The sequence below is a fragment of the Chitinophaga sp. Hz27 genome, assembly GCF_042263525.1.
In the GTDB taxonomy this organism is placed as follows: domain Bacteria; phylum Bacteroidota; class Bacteroidia; order Chitinophagales; family Chitinophagaceae; genus Chitinophaga.
Window position 1 is genome coordinate 208356 of record NZ_JBHKFJ010000004.1, and the last position, 17631, is coordinate 225986.

At 41.2% G+C, this 17631-nt stretch carries 17 protein-coding genes; 4 read left to right on the plus strand and 13 right to left on the minus strand.

Features of this window, described 5'->3' with window-relative positions; all coding sequences use genetic code 11:
• Positions 1–115: 115 nt before the first annotated feature.
• On the plus strand, positions 116–835 hold the full coding sequence (locus ACE38W_RS10360; protein ID WP_375830624.1) for a ferredoxin--NADP reductase: 720 nt from the start codon (positions 116–118) through the stop codon (positions 833–835).
• Between the two features lie 58 nt (positions 836–893).
• Here the strand turns inward: ACE38W_RS10360 and ACE38W_RS10365 are convergent, their stop codons facing one another.
• The 8 genes from ACE38W_RS10365 to ACE38W_RS10400 form a co-directional block, all read right to left on the minus strand.
• Positions 894–2321, minus strand: coding sequence for a glycine--tRNA ligase (locus tag ACE38W_RS10365; protein ID WP_375830626.1), 1428 nt, complete (start codon positions 2319–2321; stop codon positions 894–896).
• Between the two features lie 83 nt (positions 2322–2404).
• Positions 2405–3352 (minus strand): YihY/virulence factor BrkB family protein, encoded by a 948-nt coding sequence (locus ACE38W_RS10370; RefSeq protein ID WP_375830627.1) that lies wholly within the window; start codon positions 3350–3352, stop codon positions 2405–2407.
• Position 3353: 1 nt separating this feature from the next.
• The gene (locus ACE38W_RS10375; protein ID WP_375830629.1) at positions 3354–3680 is read right to left on the minus strand and encodes a nucleotide pyrophosphohydrolase; all 327 of its coding nucleotides are present in this window, start codon (positions 3678–3680) and stop codon (positions 3354–3356) included.
• A gap of 132 nt (positions 3681–3812) precedes the next feature.
• Complete coding sequence (locus ACE38W_RS10380; protein ID WP_375830631.1) at positions 3813–4295, minus strand: hypothetical protein; 483 nt, start codon at positions 4293–4295, stop codon at positions 3813–3815.
• Between the two features lie 86 nt (positions 4296–4381).
• On the minus strand, positions 4382–4873 hold the full coding sequence (locus tag ACE38W_RS10385; RefSeq protein WP_375830635.1) for a hypothetical protein: 492 nt from the start codon (positions 4871–4873) through the stop codon (positions 4382–4384).
• A 166-nt stretch (positions 4874–5039) separates the two neighbouring features.
• On the minus strand, positions 5040–5492 hold the full coding sequence (gene dtd, locus ACE38W_RS10390) for a D-aminoacyl-tRNA deacylase (protein ID WP_375830637.1): 453 nt from the start codon (positions 5490–5492) through the stop codon (positions 5040–5042).
• 32 nt (positions 5493–5524) lie between these two features.
• On the minus strand, positions 5525–6901 hold the full coding sequence (locus ACE38W_RS10395; protein WP_375830639.1) for a hypothetical protein: 1377 nt from the start codon (positions 6899–6901) through the stop codon (positions 5525–5527).
• Positions 6902–6962: 61 nt separating this feature from the next.
• Positions 6963–8327 carry a hypothetical protein gene (locus ACE38W_RS10400; RefSeq protein WP_375830641.1) on the minus strand — a complete coding sequence of 455 codons (1365 nt, stop codon included), beginning with the start codon at positions 8325–8327 and terminating at the stop codon, positions 6963–6965.
• 76 nt (positions 8328–8403) lie between these two features.
• Here ACE38W_RS10400 and arfB point away from each other — a divergent pair, with 76 nt between their 5' ends.
• Both arfB and ACE38W_RS10410 read left to right on the plus strand, forming a co-directional pair.
• On the plus strand, positions 8404–8805 hold the full coding sequence (arfB, locus tag ACE38W_RS10405; protein ID WP_375830642.1) for an alternative ribosome rescue aminoacyl-tRNA hydrolase ArfB: 402 nt from the start codon (positions 8404–8406) through the stop codon (positions 8803–8805).
• A 21-nt stretch (positions 8806–8826) separates the two neighbouring features.
• Positions 8827–10356 (plus strand): lipopolysaccharide biosynthesis protein, encoded by a 1530-nt coding sequence (locus ACE38W_RS10410; RefSeq protein ID WP_375830644.1) that lies wholly within the window; start codon positions 8827–8829, stop codon positions 10354–10356.
• Positions 10357–10415: 59 nt separating this feature from the next.
• On the opposite strand, the gene ACE38W_RS10415 is transcribed toward ACE38W_RS10410, so the two are convergent.
• Positions 10416–11054, minus strand: coding sequence for an MBL fold metallo-hydrolase (locus tag ACE38W_RS10415; RefSeq protein ID WP_375830647.1), 639 nt, complete (start codon positions 11052–11054; stop codon positions 10416–10418).
• Between the two features lie 56 nt (positions 11055–11110).
• On the opposite strand from ACE38W_RS10415, the gene ACE38W_RS10420 reads away from it, so the two are divergent.
• Entirely contained in the window at positions 11111–14575 is a 3465-nt protein-coding gene (locus ACE38W_RS10420; RefSeq protein WP_375830649.1) for a hypothetical protein, read from the plus strand.
• A gap of 55 nt (positions 14576–14630) precedes the next feature.
• Here ACE38W_RS10420 and ACE38W_RS10425 read toward each other — a convergent pair whose 3' ends face one another.
• The 4 genes from ACE38W_RS10425 to creD form a co-directional block, all read right to left on the minus strand.
• Complete coding sequence (locus ACE38W_RS10425) at positions 14631–15185, minus strand: DUF1361 domain-containing protein (RefSeq protein WP_375830651.1); 555 nt, start codon at positions 15183–15185, stop codon at positions 14631–14633.
• 174 nt (positions 15186–15359) lie between these two features.
• The gene (locus ACE38W_RS10430; RefSeq protein ID WP_375830653.1) at positions 15360–15722 is read right to left on the minus strand and encodes a diacylglycerol kinase family protein; all 363 of its coding nucleotides are present in this window, start codon (positions 15720–15722) and stop codon (positions 15360–15362) included.
• 269 nt (positions 15723–15991) lie between these two features.
• The gene (locus tag ACE38W_RS10435; protein WP_375830655.1) at positions 15992–16165 is read right to left on the minus strand and encodes a hypothetical protein; all 174 of its coding nucleotides are present in this window, start codon (positions 16163–16165) and stop codon (positions 15992–15994) included.
• 57 nt (positions 16166–16222) lie between these two features.
• Positions 16223–17605, minus strand: coding sequence for a cell envelope integrity protein CreD (gene creD, locus ACE38W_RS10440; protein ID WP_375830656.1), 1383 nt, complete (start codon positions 17603–17605; stop codon positions 16223–16225).
• Between the last annotated feature and the right edge of the window lie 26 nt (positions 17606–17631).

A 17631-nucleotide genomic window follows, 5' to 3' on the forward strand; every position in this document is an offset into this window, starting at 1 on the left:
TATTTATTTAATTTTCAATCATTTAGATAAAATTACAGGAAGATATTTTTTATAACTGCTCTCGTCAAAATGCACTGGATAATGCTTAAATTCAGTGAAGAAAATTCCACTTTACATGATTGAAAACTGGCATACCGGCATTGTTACCAAGATTGTGGACGAAACCCACAACACACGCAGGTTTTGGATCAGCATTCCAGATATGGATGTTTTTGATTTTAAGCCAGGACAGTTTGTAACATTGGATCTTCCTATCCATGAGAAAAAGAACAAAAGATGGCGTAGTTATTCTATTGCATCACATCCCGATGGCAGCAATGAAATAGAGTTGGTAATCGTACTACTGGAGGGAGGTGCAGGCACTACTTATCTTTTCAATGAAATTAAAGAAGGGAGTGAATTGTTACTTCGTGGTCCGTTGGGCGTATTCGTATTGCCGGAAACGTTAGACACAGAAATTTTTCTTATCTGTACTGGCACAGGCATTGCGCCATTCAGGGCCATGGCAAAATTTTTGAAATTGCATAGCATTCCTCACAAAGATATACACCTGATATTTGGATGCAGGTATGAAAAAGATTTATTGTATGCTGATGAAATGCGGAAGTTAGAAGCCGAATTTCCAGGCTTTCATTATATACCTACGCTGAGTAGGGAAGAGCAATGGACGGGCCGTAAAGGCTATGTACATAGCATTTACGAAGAGTTATTACAAGACAAGCGTCCTGCCAACTTCTATCTCTGCGGCTGGAAAGCCATGATAGATGAGGCGAAACAAAGAATTACCGCCATGGGTTACGATCGTAAAGCCATTCATCAGGAGCTTTACGGATAGTCAATAAAAAAGCCGTCTCTACTAAGTAGAGACGGCCTTGCAATTATATTAATATTGATTAGAATATTGCATTCATCACCAAATTCCTCACTTCAGACATTGGGATACGTTCCTGCTCCATGCTATCGCGATGACGAACAGTGACAGTACCATCTTCTTTGGTCTGGTGGTCGATAGTTACACAGAAAGGAGTACCAATAGCATCCTGGCGGCGGTAACGCTTACCAATAGCATCTTTCTCTTCGTAGAAGCAGTGGAAGTAAGGTTTGCACTGATCCATCAGTTCTCTTGCCAGTTCAGGCAGTCCATCTTTTTTAGTTAATGGCAGAATAGCCAGTTTAGTAGGCGCCAGTTTAGCCGGCAGACGTAATACTACACGGGTATCTGGTTTTTCTTCTGTACCAATCTGCTCTTCTGCATAAGCATTGCAGATAACCAGCAGGAACATACGGTCCAAACCAATTGAAGTTTCAATTACGTAAGGAACATAGTTCTGATTGATCTCTGTATCGAAGTATTGAATTTTCTTTCTGCTGAATTCCTGGTGTTGTTTCAGATCGAAGTCTGTACGAGAGTGGATACCTTCCACTTCTTTGAAACCGATAGGGAATTCGAATTCGATATCCACAGCAGCATCAGCGTAGTGCGCCAGTTTCACGTGATCTTTGAAGCGGTATTTAGCCGGATCAATACCCAGGCTCAGGTGCCATTCCATACGAGTCTGTTTCCATTTCTCATACCACTCTTTCTGTGTGCCAGGGCGTACGAAGAACTGCATTTCCATCTGTTCAAACTCACGCATACGGAAGATAAACTGACGAGCAACGATTTCGTTACGGAATGCTTTACCAATTTGCGCGATACCGAAAGGCACTTTCATACGGCCGGTTTTCTGCACATTCAGGAAGTTCACGAAGATACCCTGTGCAGTTTCAGGACGCAGATATATTTCACTTGCTTCATCTGTAACGCTTCCCAGCTGGGTAGAGAACATCAGGTTGAACTGACGAACATCTGTCCAGTTAACGGTTCCGCTTACAGTGCAGGCAATTTTTTTCTCTTCAATCAAGGATTTCAGACCCGCAAAGTCATTTTCGGCCAGCAGTTTATCCATAGTAGCCAGCAGCTCATCTGCCTGCTCTTTTGCTAAATTTTCCGCAAAGCCTTCGATGAGATGATCAACACGGTAGCGTTTTTTGCTATCCTTGTTATCGATCATTGGATCAGAGAAGTTATCTACGTGTCCGGAAGCTTTCCAGGTTGTTGGATGCATAAAGATAGCAGCATCGATCCCGACGATGTTCTCATGCAGCTGGGTCATGCTTTTCCACCAGTAGTCCTTAATGTTCTTTTTCAGCTCGGAACCATTCTGACCGTAGTCATATACCGCGCTAAGTCCGTCGTATATTTCGCTGGACGGAAAGATAAAACCGTATTCTTTACAATGCGATATGATCGCCTGGAATAAATTCTGTTCTGTAGACATAGTTGCGCAAAGATAATTGCCAATTTTGAAAATACAGTTGTAATTATTTCAACATCTGTATGATACTGATTAATAATATTTCCTCAACCTTCACCTGTATGCTCACTGTTTTCTTCGGGTACTGACACCTCCTGCATCCAGATAGCATACTCATTTGGATATATACGAGAGCCGAAGTATTGTACCCACACCCGGGTGAATACTGCCCCAAAATAAAGAATAGCTGCGGAATAATACACCCACAGGAGAATGATCACAATAGACCCGGCAGCACCATAAGCAGATGAAATTTTACTGGCGCCGAGATAAAATCCAATGGCAAATTTCCCTATCATGAAAAGGGTGGCAGTGGCGATAGCCCCTACCAGCACATCTTTCCAACGGATCTTAGCATCTGGAAGTACTTTAAAGATGATGGCAAACAGCGTAGTAATAACAAGGAAAGTTATGACCAGGTTGGCTGCATAAACGGCTACATATTCCACCTCCGGGAAAACCGCCAGCAGCCGATGATTCATCACCTCCATCAGGCCATTCAATGCGAGAGAAACCAGCAGAATAAAGCCCATACTTACTACCAGCGAAAAGGAGAGTAGTCTGTTTAGCAACAGCTTCACGATACCGCTCTTCTTCGGTTTGGCTTTTAGTTTCCAGATGAAATTAATAGAATCCTGTATTTCAGCAAATACTCCAGTAGCGCCCACCACCAACATAACGCCACCAAAAATAGTGGCCCAGCTTACATCATTGGATAAGGTAGCATTTGTGATCATTGATTTTATCTGTAAGGTAGCATCGTTGCCTACCAGCGAGCGAATCTGAGAATAAACACTGCCTTCAATTGACTCCTTACCCAGGAATATATCACACAGAAAGATGATGATAATAAGCATGGGCGCAATAGAGAATATAGTATAGTAGGAGAGGGCAGCACTCAACTTCAGCACCTTGTCATCCAGGAAATCGCTACCGGACTGTTTTAGCACATGCCAGATGACTTTCAGTCTGCCAGGAATTTTCATAGGACGCATATTATTTCAGCTTAGGGTTATTCAGATGTCGATTTGCATCTCGGATGTTTTTCTTGTCGAAATTTTTCTCCAGGGCAACGGTCATATCTACACCAGTTTGATTGGCAATACACAGCAATACCCACATTACATCAGCCAGTTCATCGGCCAATTCCTTTTTGCTATCACTTTCTTTGGAAGACTGATCGCCATATTTGCGGGCCATCACACGGGCTACTTCCCCTACTTCTTCAGTGAGTATAGCCATGTTCGTGAGTTCACTGAAATAGCGAACTCCGGTAGTATTAATCCAGTTGTCTATTCTTTCCTGTGCTTCTTTTATCGTCATTTGGATAACTGTTTTATTATCCTAAAGATAACGATTGGAGCAAAACAATGTTCAGCTGAAATTAGTGGGGTTAACAGCTGCGTTAGGATCCGGCATGCCGGATAGACTGTATATGTAGATTGATATAAGCTTTTACTCTACTGGAATATCGATAACATAATCTGTTTTATTAGCTTTTGTCAAGGTGGTGCTATTATTGAGATAAACACCGGTTACTACCTGTCCACAACAGCCTACTGGCTCACTAACCGGCCTAATAGATATAACGGTAGTATCTGTACTGTTAGCTTTTTTAAACTTAACATCTAACTTCATAGGCATCGCTGACATCATTAAACTATATGCCATATTCAGCATATAATAGCCTTTGCTATTGTTGGCATTAGCGGTTCCTAATTCAACCATGGCATTGTAATACCACATGCTTACGTTCTTTTTGTCGATTGTAGCATCGGTTCCAAATACGAGATTCTTTTGCGTCGTTTTGTCTACCAGTCTAAAGTAAAAAGTATGCGAATAGTCGCAAATAACCCCTTCACAAGCGGGGCCCTTTGCGCTTTTCTTACAGGAAAAAAACAATGCTGCTACAGTAAGAATAAGGATAACATTTCTCATTAAATGTAATTTAGTCAGATAATAAAAGAAGACCCGCTACATACATCTGCAATACAAAGATGTATAACGTTATAGCATATACGAATTTAATTTTGGCTTACAGGAATATCCACCACTGTGGTTTGTGATGAATATTCAACTCCATTTAGCCATACATGATCTGCGAAACCACCGCAGCAATTGACAGTTTTAAAATCTGTAGTAAGATTAAGTGTTTTAACTACACCAGAGTTGAAGTCCAGTCGCAGGGAAAGGTTCGTCCTTACAGGATTCCCCTTAGGTATCACAGTTGTAAGTAAGTACTTATTCGTTGTATCACCCAACGTATTAATAATAGGGTGACTCAATTGTGAAGTATCAGAAATTGAAATAAAGATACTATCTACCTTTAACTGAGGGGAGCTACCAAACACCAGATCTTGTTTGGTTGCAGCGTCTATTAACCTAAAGGACAGGGTGGAAGTAAACACACGGCATTCCAAATTGCATGGAAGGACTTTCTCATTTTCTTTGGAGTGACGGCAGGCAGCAGCCGCGATAAGCAGCACTGCTATCACCAGGGTTTTGGCAAATTTCATAATAGTGTTTTTAGGGGTAAAACCTAAACATGGAATTAAGTATTGTCGATATATCAGCATCACCTTTCTTGTAAGCTTGATAAGCTCACATCCGCAACAGCAGCCAATCTATGTATGAATTTAAAACGGGGTCACAAACCAAAAGTTACAGGGGAGTGAAGAAAAATTATTCTCGGTTTTGCGTATCAATAATTATGGTTACAGGGCCATCATTTAACAATTCTACTTTCATATCAGCGCCAAAAATACCGCGTTGAATAGTGGTTTCCATGTCTTGTTCTAATCTGGCTATCATCTTTTCATACATTGGGATGGCAAAATCAGGCTTGCTGGCACGGAGATAGGAGGGCCTGTTGCCTTTTTTCGTAGATGCATGTAAAGTAAACTGGCTGACCAGCAATATGTCGCCGTTGGCATCTTTAACGGAAACATTCATCACCCCTGCATCATCATTGAAAATCCGCAGGTTAACGATTTTGCTGCTCAGCCAGTGAATATCCTCATCAGTGTCAGCATCTTCTATGCCCAACAATACCAGCAATCCAGTTTCAATAGCGCCGGTAACAGCACCTTCCACTGTCACAGAAGCGCGACTAACTCTTTGTATTACAGCTCTCATTAATTTTCCTTTTTCATGGAAAATTAATGGAATCAGTTCATATCCACAACTAGATCTTCTCCAATGGCCGTTTCTTCCTTCAGGTAAATTTCTGCATCAGCATCTTCCAGTGAAGGGTGGTATATTTCAAGAAGATATTGAACAGCAAATGCTTCCATCATAATAGTAATACCTCCAAATACAACTCCAAAATCCCTGCTAAATATTACTATTGCTACAGAAATTGCAGGCAGCAAAAACGCAGGAAATTCTTTTTTAAATATCACTATATATAAGATAATACGGATAAACGCAAGTGCATAAAATATTGATATATCATTATTCATAGTTGCATCCAGGATAATCATCTGGTATACCAGGATAGCAACTCCTAGTCCGGTCATCACATATCTTAATACAGACATTGGCTGCTTCATATAACTGACGCCGTTTTCACCAGCTGAGGCATGCACATCCGGCGCAGAAAAACTGCGAATGACAGGGATAATATTGACAACAGGGATAAAGTGAAGCAGGAACCATATTTTCCCAGGACTGTTGATTGTAAGGCTTCTTGCAACAATAATATTTTTCAGGATTAACGGAACAAGCAATATTACTCCCAGGCTAAATAAAAATCGGATCAATACAAACACATCACTAACAAAAAACTTTTGAATTTCGCGCATGCCACCAAGTGCAAATATATGTGCGCATACTTTTCCGGCAGGAAGCATTAAACTATAAAGACCGATGAATAAAAACAAGTAAGTGCGTTTATCCATTACGGTTAATTTAGATCTTATTGTATTGATGTAATCCTTACCTGACAATACATCTGACACATTATCGCCTATGAACAATATCAAATAATAGATTACTGGAACAAGTAGATTTCCGTAAACAAATTCTGCGAAGCCGCTTTCCTGATACAGGAACCGTTGAAGCATAAAATTAAATACTGATTCACTGTAAGGAATAATCGTAAATACTGCCGCCATAGCAATCGCCACAATCGCATTATTTTTATCTTTCTTCTCATATGCAAAGTTCCGCATCAGCAGTAACACGAACAGCAGAAGTGCAGTAATTATTTCACTCTTCGTAATAGAAAGCGCAGTAGTGGACACCTTTTCAAAGTACCCCCATGCTCCTCCTAATAGGATGAAACTAGCGATAGCAATAGAAAATCTATGCCTATTCTCCAGAATAAAAAATTCCAGGTTATAGGTTAAATATAGAATAGGCAGAAAGATGATCAAAGGGCCACGGAAGTTGCTAAAAAGCCTGGTGCCATATCCACTACTATAGCTCATTATGTCACCATAATTCCTCAACACAATATAGCCAGCAGCCAACGCAGCAGCTAATAGTATTGGAATCCAAATTTTATCAATAACCCTTAGCTGATTGGTAGTAAATAATTTCATAGGAAGAAATAGACAATAGTTTGAAGAATTGTGCTGTTATAATATTTAAGAGAGAAACAGATCAATCAATACCGGCAAGCAGATCTTCACCTATTACTGCTGTATCTCTATGATAAATTGCTGCATCTTCATTATAAAGAGCAGGATGAAATATCTCCATCATGAAATGGAAAGAAAGAATAGCCTGCATAATTATCAGTCCACCTATGCTGTGATAGCTAACTATAAAAGTAGAAAGGATAGACAACCCGCAGAGTATATACAGTGGCCATTTTACCCTAAGAACCACTATCAGCATCAACATTCTGAAACTCAGGTATGCTATAGACACCGCACCATTGTAGTATACACCTCGGCTGTATGCAATTATGTATGTGCAGAATAACACCAGACCACCCAATGAAACGATTACATATCTGATATTGGACATTGGTTGATCGATATATAGATTGGCATTATCTTCCTGTCTGCTATTAACATCTTCACTAAAGAAGAAAATTGAGATGATAATAATATTGACAATAGGAATAAAATGTAATATCAGTAATATTTTTTCAGGCCTGTTGATGGTCAGTGCTCTTGCCACCACAATATTTTTAAGGAGATATGGAACAACTACCAGTATACCTATAGCCAGCAATGCTCCAAGTATGAGGAATGGATTGTTTAGATAGTATTTGAAGTATAATCCCCTGGCCCCGCAAACATAGGACATCGTCACCGAGCCTGCCAGAATCAAGGCATAATATCCAACAGTAAAGAATAAATAATTACGTTTATCCAACACCGTTATCTTTGACTTTAGTACTTTAATAAAATCTCCACTGGAAATATTATCTGCTACATATACGATCAGATAATATATCACAGGATAAACTGCGAAGTTGTATACATAATTAACCCAAAGCAGATATTTAGTCTGATATAGGTCTGAGAGCATAAAAATTATTGTATTTCTCCATGGCAGCAATGTGAGAAGGCTACCAACTATGATGGCAGTGATCAATTCCGTTTTGCTTTTTTTATCCAGTAGATAAGTACGTAATAGCATCAGCGACACCCAGGCTATCCAGGTGACGCCGGTATTCAGTAGCTGTTCATTTTTATAGTTTCTGTAGTCGTTATGATTATACTGAAACCATAGTAATCCAGCAATTATGACGCTACAAATGATTGCAGCTATTGGAGCGTGCTTATTTTTGAGGAGAAACAGCTCTAGGCTAAAAGTGATAACATAGATGGGCGTTAAAACTATCAAGTTCATTGGAATACCACCCAGGGTGCGCGCCATGCCGGCATAAATGTTAGATTGTTCTTCAGCGGCGTTTGTATGCATCAGATACGCCAACATGCAGCATATAGCTGCCAGTACAGCAATCCAGATTTTGTTAATAACTTCTTGCTGGTTGTAGGTAAATAATTTCATAGGGATGAATAGCTCGAGTTTTAATAAATTGCTTTCTAATATAGCACTAGTTTATTAATTTTTATAGTAATACGTAATGAGTATAGATGTAACTCCCGAGATCAGTTTCCGCACGGCGCGTAGTGGGGGCAAGGGAGGACAAAACGTGAATAAAGTAGAGACAATGGTGGAGGGATACTTCGACATTGGAGCATCTGCATTGTTAACCCCTGAGCAACAAGTAATTATTAGAGAAAAGCTTGCTAATAGAATCAACGCTGATGGTGTATTGCTGGTTAAATCACAAACAGAGCGGACACAGTTAGGCAATAAACAGCAAGTAATCCGGAAAATCAATGAATTAATTAACAAAGCACTGATTCCCCGGAAGAAACGTATTGCAACAAAACCATCCAAAGCTATGGTGGAGAAACGTATACAGTTTAAGAAGCGCTTGTCTGACAAAAAGCAGCAACGCAGAGGCGGAAACTTTGAATAACTTAGCAAAAAATTTTAGGCTTTGAGCATAAAGAACCTGGCAGGACAAACGATTTATTATGGCCTTAGTAATATAGTGAGCAAGCTGCTCAACTATTTCCTGACACCGTTTTATCTGCAAATACTTACTTATAAGGCGGTAGCCGAAATGAACATTGCGTATGCTTACGTGCCTTTTGCCAATATCGTATTGACTTACGGTATGGAAACGGCGTTCTTTCGTTACGCTAAAAAAGACAATGAGAACATGGTACTGAGTACCTCTATGATCTCATTGATATGTAGCACTATCATCGCTACCATTTTGCTTTTTTTGCTACAAAACCCCGTAATTCACTCAAATTCGGGCCAATTGGCTGGCTTATTGACGCATCCTGAAAGCTATATTTATCTGGTGATGATCATGGGCTTTGATGCCCTGACGGCTATTCCGTATGCCCAGCTCCGTTATGAGAACAGGCCATTGAAATATGCTGCCATCAGAGTGGCCAACATTATTACCAATGTATTCTTCAATGTATTTTTCCTGATAGGTGTTCCTTACTTTTATGCCAAAGGCTACCACTGGCTTCCGGATATCATAGGCACCAACTCACAGGTCAGTTATATCTTTTTGAGTAACGTGCTGGCTAGCGGCCTCACTTTCGTTATGTTCCTGCCTCAACTCAGGAAACTCAGATGGGTGTTTGACAAAGTGTTATGGAAAGATATGATCTCCTATTCGCTGCCACTCATTATCGTTGGGATGGCTGGCATGGTGAACGAAACCATGGACAGAGCCTATTTCCTGCCTACTTATTTGAAGGGTACTCGTTCAGACCAGGAAAAAGCTATCGCCATTTATAGCGCTAACTATAAACTGTCGATGCTAATCAATATGTTCATACAGGCGTTTAAGTTAGGAGCGGAGCCTTTCTTCTTTAAGCAAGCAGAAACCGACAATCCACAACGGACTTATGCCCGTATAATGAAAATATTTGTGGCACTGTTATGTACCATGTTCCTTTTTGTAGCCTTGTACCTGAATGTCTGGAAGATCTTCCTGCGTAAACCTTTCTACTATGAAGGATTGGCCATTGTGCCGGTATTGCTGATGGGATATATCTTTCTGGGCATCTATTATAACCTGACCATCTGGTTTAAATTAACTAACCAAACCAGGGCAGGTGCGGTAATTACCATTATTTCTGCCAGCCTGGCGTTTTTCCTGAACTGGTGGTGGATACCTGTTATGGGCTACTTTGGCGCAGCCCTGGCAACGACTGTATGTTACCTGGTGCAGATGATCATTTGTTATGTATGGGGACAGAAATACTACCCGGTGGCTTATCATCTCCCTAAACTCATTACGTATATAGTATTGGCAATAGGTATATATTTTATCTATAACTGGATCAATACTACGTTCCTCTCACCAAAAAACATATATGCGATCACGGTAGGTAACCTGGTCCTGGCTACAGTACTATTCTTTGGTTATCTGGCCTTTATCTTACGCATGGAAAAGAAAGAATTTGCGCGCCTGCCGGTGATTGGTAAGTTTTTACGATAATAAAACAGCCATCCCTATACGAAAATAGGGATGGCTGTCAAATATTAATTCCCGGTTAATTATACCAGGAAAGGATTATTTCTCTTTTCAAAACCAATGGTGGTTGCCGGCCCATGGCCTGGAAATACCCTAACGTCGTCCGGGAGTACGAAAAGTTTTTCCCGGATGCTGGCCAGCAGCGTTTCATGGTTTCCACCCGGAAGGTCGGTACGTCCTATACTTTGGAAGAACAACACATCCCCTGCAATCAACAATTTCTGATTGGCACAATAAAATGATACACTCCCCGGGGAGTGTCCTGGCGTCAGGATTACTTCAAGTTCCTCTTTTCCAAACTGGATGATTTCTCCTTCCTGTAGGTACCTGGAGGGCATGGGAGAAGGATCAAAAGGCATGTTATACATAGCGCCAGCCTGCTGCGACCTATCTAAGACCACCTGTTCCTGCGGATGAATTTCAGGGCGGACTTTATAAGTTTCGGAAACTAATTTGTTACCAAAGATGTGGTCCAGATGGCAGTGAGTATTCAGCAACCGTGTAACAATTAGACCTTCCGTTTGTATATATTGTAATAATTCTTTTCTTTCGTCCTGAAAATAACAACCCGGGTCTATAATTATACATTCCTTTTTTTCGTTAATAAGCAGGTAGGTATTTTCCTGCATGGGACTAAAGGTGAATTGGTGAAGTTCGATCATGATACCCGTTTTTTTAGCTAATTTTAAACAGATCCAAAATTATCAATACTTTCTGTATGAACAGATTTATTACCAGGTTATTATTCCACGGAGCCCTATTACTTGGAACGATGGTGTCGTTTGCCCAGACAAATACAGTAGAATTCGGCCAGAATCGTGTGCAGTTTAAGAATTTTAAGTGGAGATACTACCAAAGTCGGCATTTCAATACTTATTTTTCCCAGGGAGGTCTGGAATTAGGAAAATACGTGGTACAGATTGCAGAGAAAGAATTGCCTCAGCTGGAACAGTTTATGGAAACCACCCCACGTCAACGCATAAACATTGTTGTGTACAATAGCTTCAGTGAAATGAAGCAGTCCAACATCGGGATTGGCGTCGACTGGCAGAATACCGGTGGTGTTACCAAACTGGTTGGTAATAAAATGATCGTTTACTTTGATGGCAATCATGATAATCTCCGCAGGCAAATCCGCCAGGGTATTTCCCGTATCATGTTAGAAACCCTTCTCTTTGGTGAAGATATCGGCGAATTTGCCGGTAATGCCGCATTGATCGACTTCCCTAAATGGTTTACCGACGGTTTCATTGCCTACGCTGCAGAAAACTGGAGTGCTAAAGAAGATGAAGAACTGAAATCTATTATCCTTTCCGGTAAATACAGCAACTTTAACCAACTGGCCTATGATCACAGCCTTCTCGCTGGTCATGCCTTCTGGTTCTATGTGGAAACCAAATACGGAAAAGATGCCGTGCCTTACCTTATGTACATAACACGTATCAACCGTGGACTGAAAAAAGGTTTTGAGCAGGTATTGAGCCTGACGCCTAAAAAAGCGACACAGGACTTCATGCTCTATTATCAGAAACGTTTTGCAGATGATAATAAACGTAGAAAAACTTCTGCCAAGGGACGTACTATCGTAGCCCAGGAAATTGGCAAGGCTGATTACTACCGTTTCAATGCCAACCCTAAGAATAACTCCTACGCAGTAGTAGAATTCAAGAAAGGTCTTTATAAAGTACAAATACAACTTGGCTGGAACAAGCCGAAAGTCTTGCTGAAAAGCGGCGTTATGCAGCTGGCAAACCAGATGGATCCTAACTATCCACAAATGGCCTGGAATCCTAAAGGTAACCGCCTGGCTGTCGTGTATGAACATGAAGGACATACAAAACTGATGATCTATGACCTGATCACGCATATCACCCTGCGCCAGGACCTTCCTCAATTTGATCGTGTGATCGACTTCAAATACATGCCTGTTCAGGAAAACACCCTGTTGCTATCTGCCGTGAAAAACGGTCATACAGACATCTTCACCTATAATATCAGCAATTCTAAAACAGAGCAGATCACCAATGATGTATATGATGATCTGGATCCATCATTTGCGGCCTTCCCTGGAAAAAGCGGGATTATCTACTCTTCCAACAGACCAGGCCCTAAAGGACGTGGTACCGATACCTCTATGCTGGGTAATCCGTACAACATCTTCATGGTGGACAACTGGAATAAGAGCGCTGATAAACAAATCACGCAACTGACAGATATGAAGTACGGCAATGCCCGTCTTCCAATGCAGTATAACACGACTCACTTTACTTTCGTTTCCGATGCAAATGGTATCCGTAACCGTTATGCCGGCTTCTTCAAATCTCAAAACGTAGGTGTAGACTCCCTCTTCTATGTGGGTTCTGAAATCCTGCACAATCCTGAAAAAGAAGAGCTGGATTCCGCACTGGCAGCCTATGGCAGCAGTACACCGGATTCTGTGGAAGCTGTGATCATTACTAACGACTCCACCTATACGTTCCCACTCTCCAACTACCCTTATGGTATCCAGGAGTCAAGAGTAACCGGTGAACAGGGAGAAGTATCAGAAGTAGTAGGTTATGCAGATATCAAGCGATTGATGAAGCTAAAAGTAGACACCACTACTTTGCGTAAACGTAATATTTCTGCTCGTCCTACGCATTTCCGCCAGGACCAGATGCATGCCGATAGTATCAGACAAGGACTGCCAACTTTTATGGCGCCACCTAAAAAAGATACAACCTCGCATCCGAACTTCTTCCAGAACGAATTTGCCAATGACCCGGCTGATTCTACCAGCAATAACAACAATAGCAGTAGCACGCCTACACTGGTAAACCTGGCAGCAGATGATAAGGATAATAATCGCTTGTCGCTGTTTGGTGATAAATCATCCGGACAAGGACAACGTCAATCTGTCTTGAAATCGTCGAAGTTGTTCCCTTATAAACTGAAATTTGCGTCAGATTACCTGATCCTTCAAATTGATAACTCCGTATTAATCAATAGGTATCAGATCTTTACCGGTCCTCCAAGTGGCCCTATCCGTCTTACCGATCCAGTGAATGGATTAATTCGTTTAGGCGTAAGCGATCTGTTTGAAGATATAAAATTCAGTGGCGGGTTCCGTATTCCTTCAAGCCTGCAAGGCTCCGAATACTTCTTCACGGCATCTTACCTGAAGAAACGTTTTGACTATAAACTCACGTATTACCGCAAGGTAGATAAGAGCGGAGGAGTTCCTTGGGCAGATACAGCTACCAATATGCAAACCATCTTACCTGTGAGGTTGATCACCAATCTCTATCAGGCGGAAGTACGTTATCCATTCGACCAGGTGAGAAGCATTCGCTTGCAAGGTGGTATCCGTATGGATAAAATGGTGCCGCAGGCAATTGATAAGCCTAGTTTGAATTTTAAAGATTTAAAAGAGACTTATGCTTTATTAAGAATAGAGTATGTGTATGACAATACCATCAATCCGGCGATCAATATCTGGAATGGTACCCGTTATAAGATTTATGGAGATTTGAATTCACAATTAACCAATAACGGCTTAAATGAATTCTTCAACCCACATGCACCAGCAGTAAACGGTCGTTTTACTTATAACTGGGGCGTGGATATCCGTCACTACAAGAAAATCTACCGCAACTTCATCTGGGCTACCAGATTTGCAATGGATATGTCGTGGGGTAGCCGTAAAATGATCTATTACCTGGGTGGTATCGACAACTGGTTAAATCCACAGATTAACCTGAATACCCCTGTGAGCACCAACGCTAACTATGCTTACCAGACACTCGCTGAAAACCTCCGTGGTTATAAGCAGAATGCTAAAAATGGTAACAACGTGATGTTGCTGAACACAGAGCTCAGATTACCAATCTTCGCCACATTTATTGATAAACCAATTAACTCAGCATTCCTGCGTAATGCACAGCTGACCAGCTTCATGGACATCGGTACCGCATGGAATGAGAAACTGTCGTTTAAAGATGCAAACTATGCCATCTATAACGACGGAACAGGAGTTGTTACCCGTATCAAGGAAGGCTTCCTCGGGCCATTTGTAGGAGGTTACGGATTTGGTGCACGTACTACTATCGCAGGTTATTTCCTTCGTGTAGATGCAGGCTGGCCAATGGTGAACTTCTTCAAAAACAGCCCTATCTGGTATTTCGGAATGGGAGTTGACTTCTAAGAGAAAGAAACTGTAAAATTTAAAACGGGTCTCTACTATGTAGAGACCCGTTTTTTTATTGCACATCTTTAGAAAGACGTTGCTTGACCAGTGGGTACATCAGGCTTAGGAATACGCCCATGCATATGGTAAAAGCCCAGGCGTGACGGTTTTCCCATGGATGGGTAAATAGAGCTATTAAATCTTTACTGAGGGTAACAGGATCTTTTACTATATCCCAGCTATTATAACGCAAATAACGACCGATATAAACACCCAGACTGCTAAGGAACAATACTGGGAAACTAAACAACCAGGCAGGCCAACGGGTATACCTGTTGCTCCACATCTTCTCCATACTCCTTATCGACATATATCCCATCAACATACCGCTGAAAGCGAAAGAACATATCAGGAAAAGCTCAAACCATACCGGCACACCACCGTCGAATAAGTGAAATAGATCCGTGATAATATAAGGCGCATTAGGAATGAACAGCAACCACACCACAAAGCAGATATACCAGTTGAGTCGATGTTTTATTTCGGAAGGATTCCTTTCCATCCAATTAGTCATCGCAAAAGGAATATAGGCAAGGAAAAGGTTCCATACTAAAGAGGCTCTTAACATACTACCGGTATACCATATACGAAAAGTAACCAGTAACAAACTAAATGCAATGCATGCATAAAGTATATGTATAAGTTTTGGCCTTTCTGCGAACAAGCCGATCTTTCTGAACAAATTTTTTAAAAACTGCATGATTCTTCGCTATTAACGGTGAAACAGTATAGGGATAACAGGTTAACGGAAGATGAAAGGCCAGAAGATGACAGCACCCGTTATAGCTGCGGCAAAAGCCGCTACCAGCACAGCACCTGCTGCCACGTCCTTAATAAACTTCACAGTAGGATGAATAGCTGGCGATAAATGATCCATCATCTTTTCGATGACAGTATTCATCATTTCAGTAATCCAAACGATAGACATAGCCCATATCAGCCAGAGCCAATCCTGCTTGCTTACATGAAACCAGCAACCAGCGGCAATTACAACCACCGTAGCTACTGCGTGTATGCGTGCATGTGGTTCTGATTTTACAAAAGAAAAAATTCCTGTAAATGCATAACCGAAACTGGCTACTCTTCTTTGGAAATAATTTGACATGTCAAAGCTATCTGTTTGCAGTGCAGCAATTTGTGCACTGAGTGTTAATGGAAATGTAAAAATGCAGATAAACAAATTTACTGAATTCCAGACGGTTGGGTACTAGTTTAAAAACCGTTCTATAATCCTCAATACCAATCCGATAATAAAGAAAAGCAAAATGCTGCCAAGGATAGGTAGTAGGAAAAAGAAGAAAAATACCGCAACTATAATCCAGCATGGCCCATTAAAGTCTGAAATATCCAATAAGGGAAAGAGCATGCTTCTAATTAGTCCAGTTTGTCGATATAATTTGCTGTGAACGTTTTATACTCTTCTCTTACGATAAAAAAAACTGCTACAATAGAGATGATGGAAACAAAAAATATCACTGGATTTGTTTTCATCATTTCAAGCATAAAGCGCAGAAAAAATCTGCCCAGGGATTCTTTATCTGAATACATAAAACATTGTTTTAAAAGCCTGTTACGCCGCACTGCAGCGCAACAGGCTGGCTGAGGTTATGAATTTAATGCAACACTCTTCCTTACATTGTTCCAATTAATTTTCCTGCTATAAAACATAATACCGGCGAGTGTAATAAACAATCCAAAGCTACCCATCAGCAGTGCATAATCTTCCGCACTGATAATGATATACACAAACCCATATATTAAGGAAAGCACAATACCTATGCTAATGGCTATCCGTCTCGTAAGCACAGACATGGTATACACCGTAATCAAACCGATCGTCATGACGCTGGCAATAAGGTAAGCCAGACCAAATCCAACCTGCTCTGAAACAGACAGCAGCAACACATAAAAGATGCAAAGTGCGACCCCAATCAAACCATATTGAACTGGATGAACGCTGCGTTGCTGCGCCGTTTCAACGATATAGTACACAAAGAAAGTGAGACATATCAGCAGGAATGCATACTTGACAGATCTGCTGGTTTGCTGATAAGTATCCACCGGTGTAATCAAACTCACGCCAAAATCATCTTTGTTGATGTTATACTTATTATCGATCCATGCTTGCGGAAAACTTCTTTTGAAGTCCTGCGATTTCCAGAGTACGGAAAAGCCACTATCAGAAACAACCCTGTCTTTAGGGGTTAATACATCATCGAAGCTTGGGCTTTTCCAGGTGGATTTCATGGCTACTGCGGTGGATTTACCGGTAGGAGAGAAGTTCACCGAGGTAGATCCGTTAACACCTAAATCCAGGCTAAAATTCAGTAAGCTGTCAGCGCCAGCTGCAATAGGAATGGCAGCCTGCAAGCCATCTGTGGCAAAGGTTTCATTAGGCGTTTCTGCTGTAGATACAGTATACTCTCTTCCTGAGTCATGATATTTTGCAGCATGAAAAACAGGAGCAGGGGTACCGGCATTCATCGTATATACATGACCGTTCCATTTAACCTGCACCTGGTCTTTCAGTCCTTTTAAATCACTGACCCCAACAATCAATACCGCTTTCTCCAGTTGAATGGCGGAAGGAGGAAGGTTCAATTGCTGCAGGTCATCCAGCGAGAAACTACCATTCATTTGCATGTTGGCAGTGTATACGTTGATGTTATATATACCACGATTCAGTGATTGCGGGATGATATCTCCATTGATTTTCAGATCATGGGGCATGAGATAGGCGTAATGCTTGCCAGTGCTGTCGTTAGGTAAAGGGATCGCCAGTACAGGCCCAGTAATGGTTTGCTGTCCTCCCCAGCTTTCCCCTATTTTGGCAGCAGCCTCACGAAAGCGTGTACCACGCTCCGTTACAAGCTCCTGTACCATAACGATGGGTATTAACAGAACAAGTGTCAGGATGAAAATCAGGATAGCCTTGATAGCAAAGGCAAAACGGTCGTAGAAAGATGATTGTGGTATTTCGTTTTCCATGTTTTTTATATTTAAAAGCACTTTGT

What these genes read in the sequence shown, in the direction of transcription:
- ACE38W_RS10360 (WP_375830624.1), top strand. Translation starts at nt 116, where the DNA reads ATGATTGAAAACTGGCATACCGGCATTGTTACCAAGATTGTGGACGAA.
- ACE38W_RS10365 (WP_375830626.1), bottom strand. Translation starts at nt 2,321, where the DNA reads ATGTCTACAGAACAGAATTTATTCCAGGCGATCATATCGCATTGTAAA.
- ACE38W_RS10370 (WP_375830627.1), bottom strand. Translation starts at nt 3,352, where the DNA reads ATGCGTCCTATGAAAATTCCTGGCAGACTGAAAGTCATCTGGCATGTG.
- ACE38W_RS10375 (WP_375830629.1), bottom strand. Translation starts at nt 3,680, where the DNA reads ATGACGATAAAAGAAGCACAGGAAAGAATAGACAACTGGATTAATACT.
- ACE38W_RS10380 (WP_375830631.1), bottom strand. Translation starts at nt 4,295, where the DNA reads ATGAGAAATGTTATCCTTATTCTTACTGTAGCAGCATTGTTTTTTTCC.
- ACE38W_RS10385 (WP_375830635.1), bottom strand. Translation starts at nt 4,873, where the DNA reads ATGAAATTTGCCAAAACCCTGGTGATAGCAGTGCTGCTTATCGCGGCT.
- dtd (WP_375830637.1), bottom strand. Translation starts at nt 5,492, where the DNA reads ATGAGAGCTGTAATACAAAGAGTTAGTCGCGCTTCTGTGACAGTGGAA.
- ACE38W_RS10395 (WP_375830639.1), bottom strand. Translation starts at nt 6,901, where the DNA reads ATGAAATTATTTACTACCAATCAGCTAAGGGTTATTGATAAAATTTGG.
- ACE38W_RS10400 (WP_375830641.1), bottom strand. Translation starts at nt 8,327, where the DNA reads ATGAAATTATTTACCTACAACCAGCAAGAAGTTATTAACAAAATCTGG.
- arfB (WP_375830642.1), top strand. Translation starts at nt 8,404, where the DNA reads ATGAGTATAGATGTAACTCCCGAGATCAGTTTCCGCACGGCGCGTAGT.
- ACE38W_RS10415 (WP_375830647.1), bottom strand. Translation starts at nt 11,054, where the DNA reads ATGATCGAACTTCACCAATTCACCTTTAGTCCCATGCAGGAAAATACC.
- ACE38W_RS10420 (WP_375830649.1), top strand. Translation starts at nt 11,111, where the DNA reads ATGAACAGATTTATTACCAGGTTATTATTCCACGGAGCCCTATTACTT.
- ACE38W_RS10425 (WP_375830651.1), bottom strand. Translation starts at nt 15,185, where the DNA reads ATGTTAAGAGCCTCTTTAGTATGGAACCTTTTCCTTGCCTATATTCCT.
- ACE38W_RS10430 (WP_375830653.1), bottom strand. Translation starts at nt 15,722, where the DNA reads ATGTCAAATTATTTCCAAAGAAGAGTAGCCAGTTTCGGTTATGCATTT.
- ACE38W_RS10435 (WP_375830655.1), bottom strand. Translation starts at nt 16,165, where the DNA reads ATGTATTCAGATAAAGAATCCCTGGGCAGATTTTTTCTGCGCTTTATG.
- creD (WP_375830656.1), bottom strand. Translation starts at nt 17,605, where the DNA reads ATGGAAAACGAAATACCACAATCATCTTTCTACGACCGTTTTGCCTTT.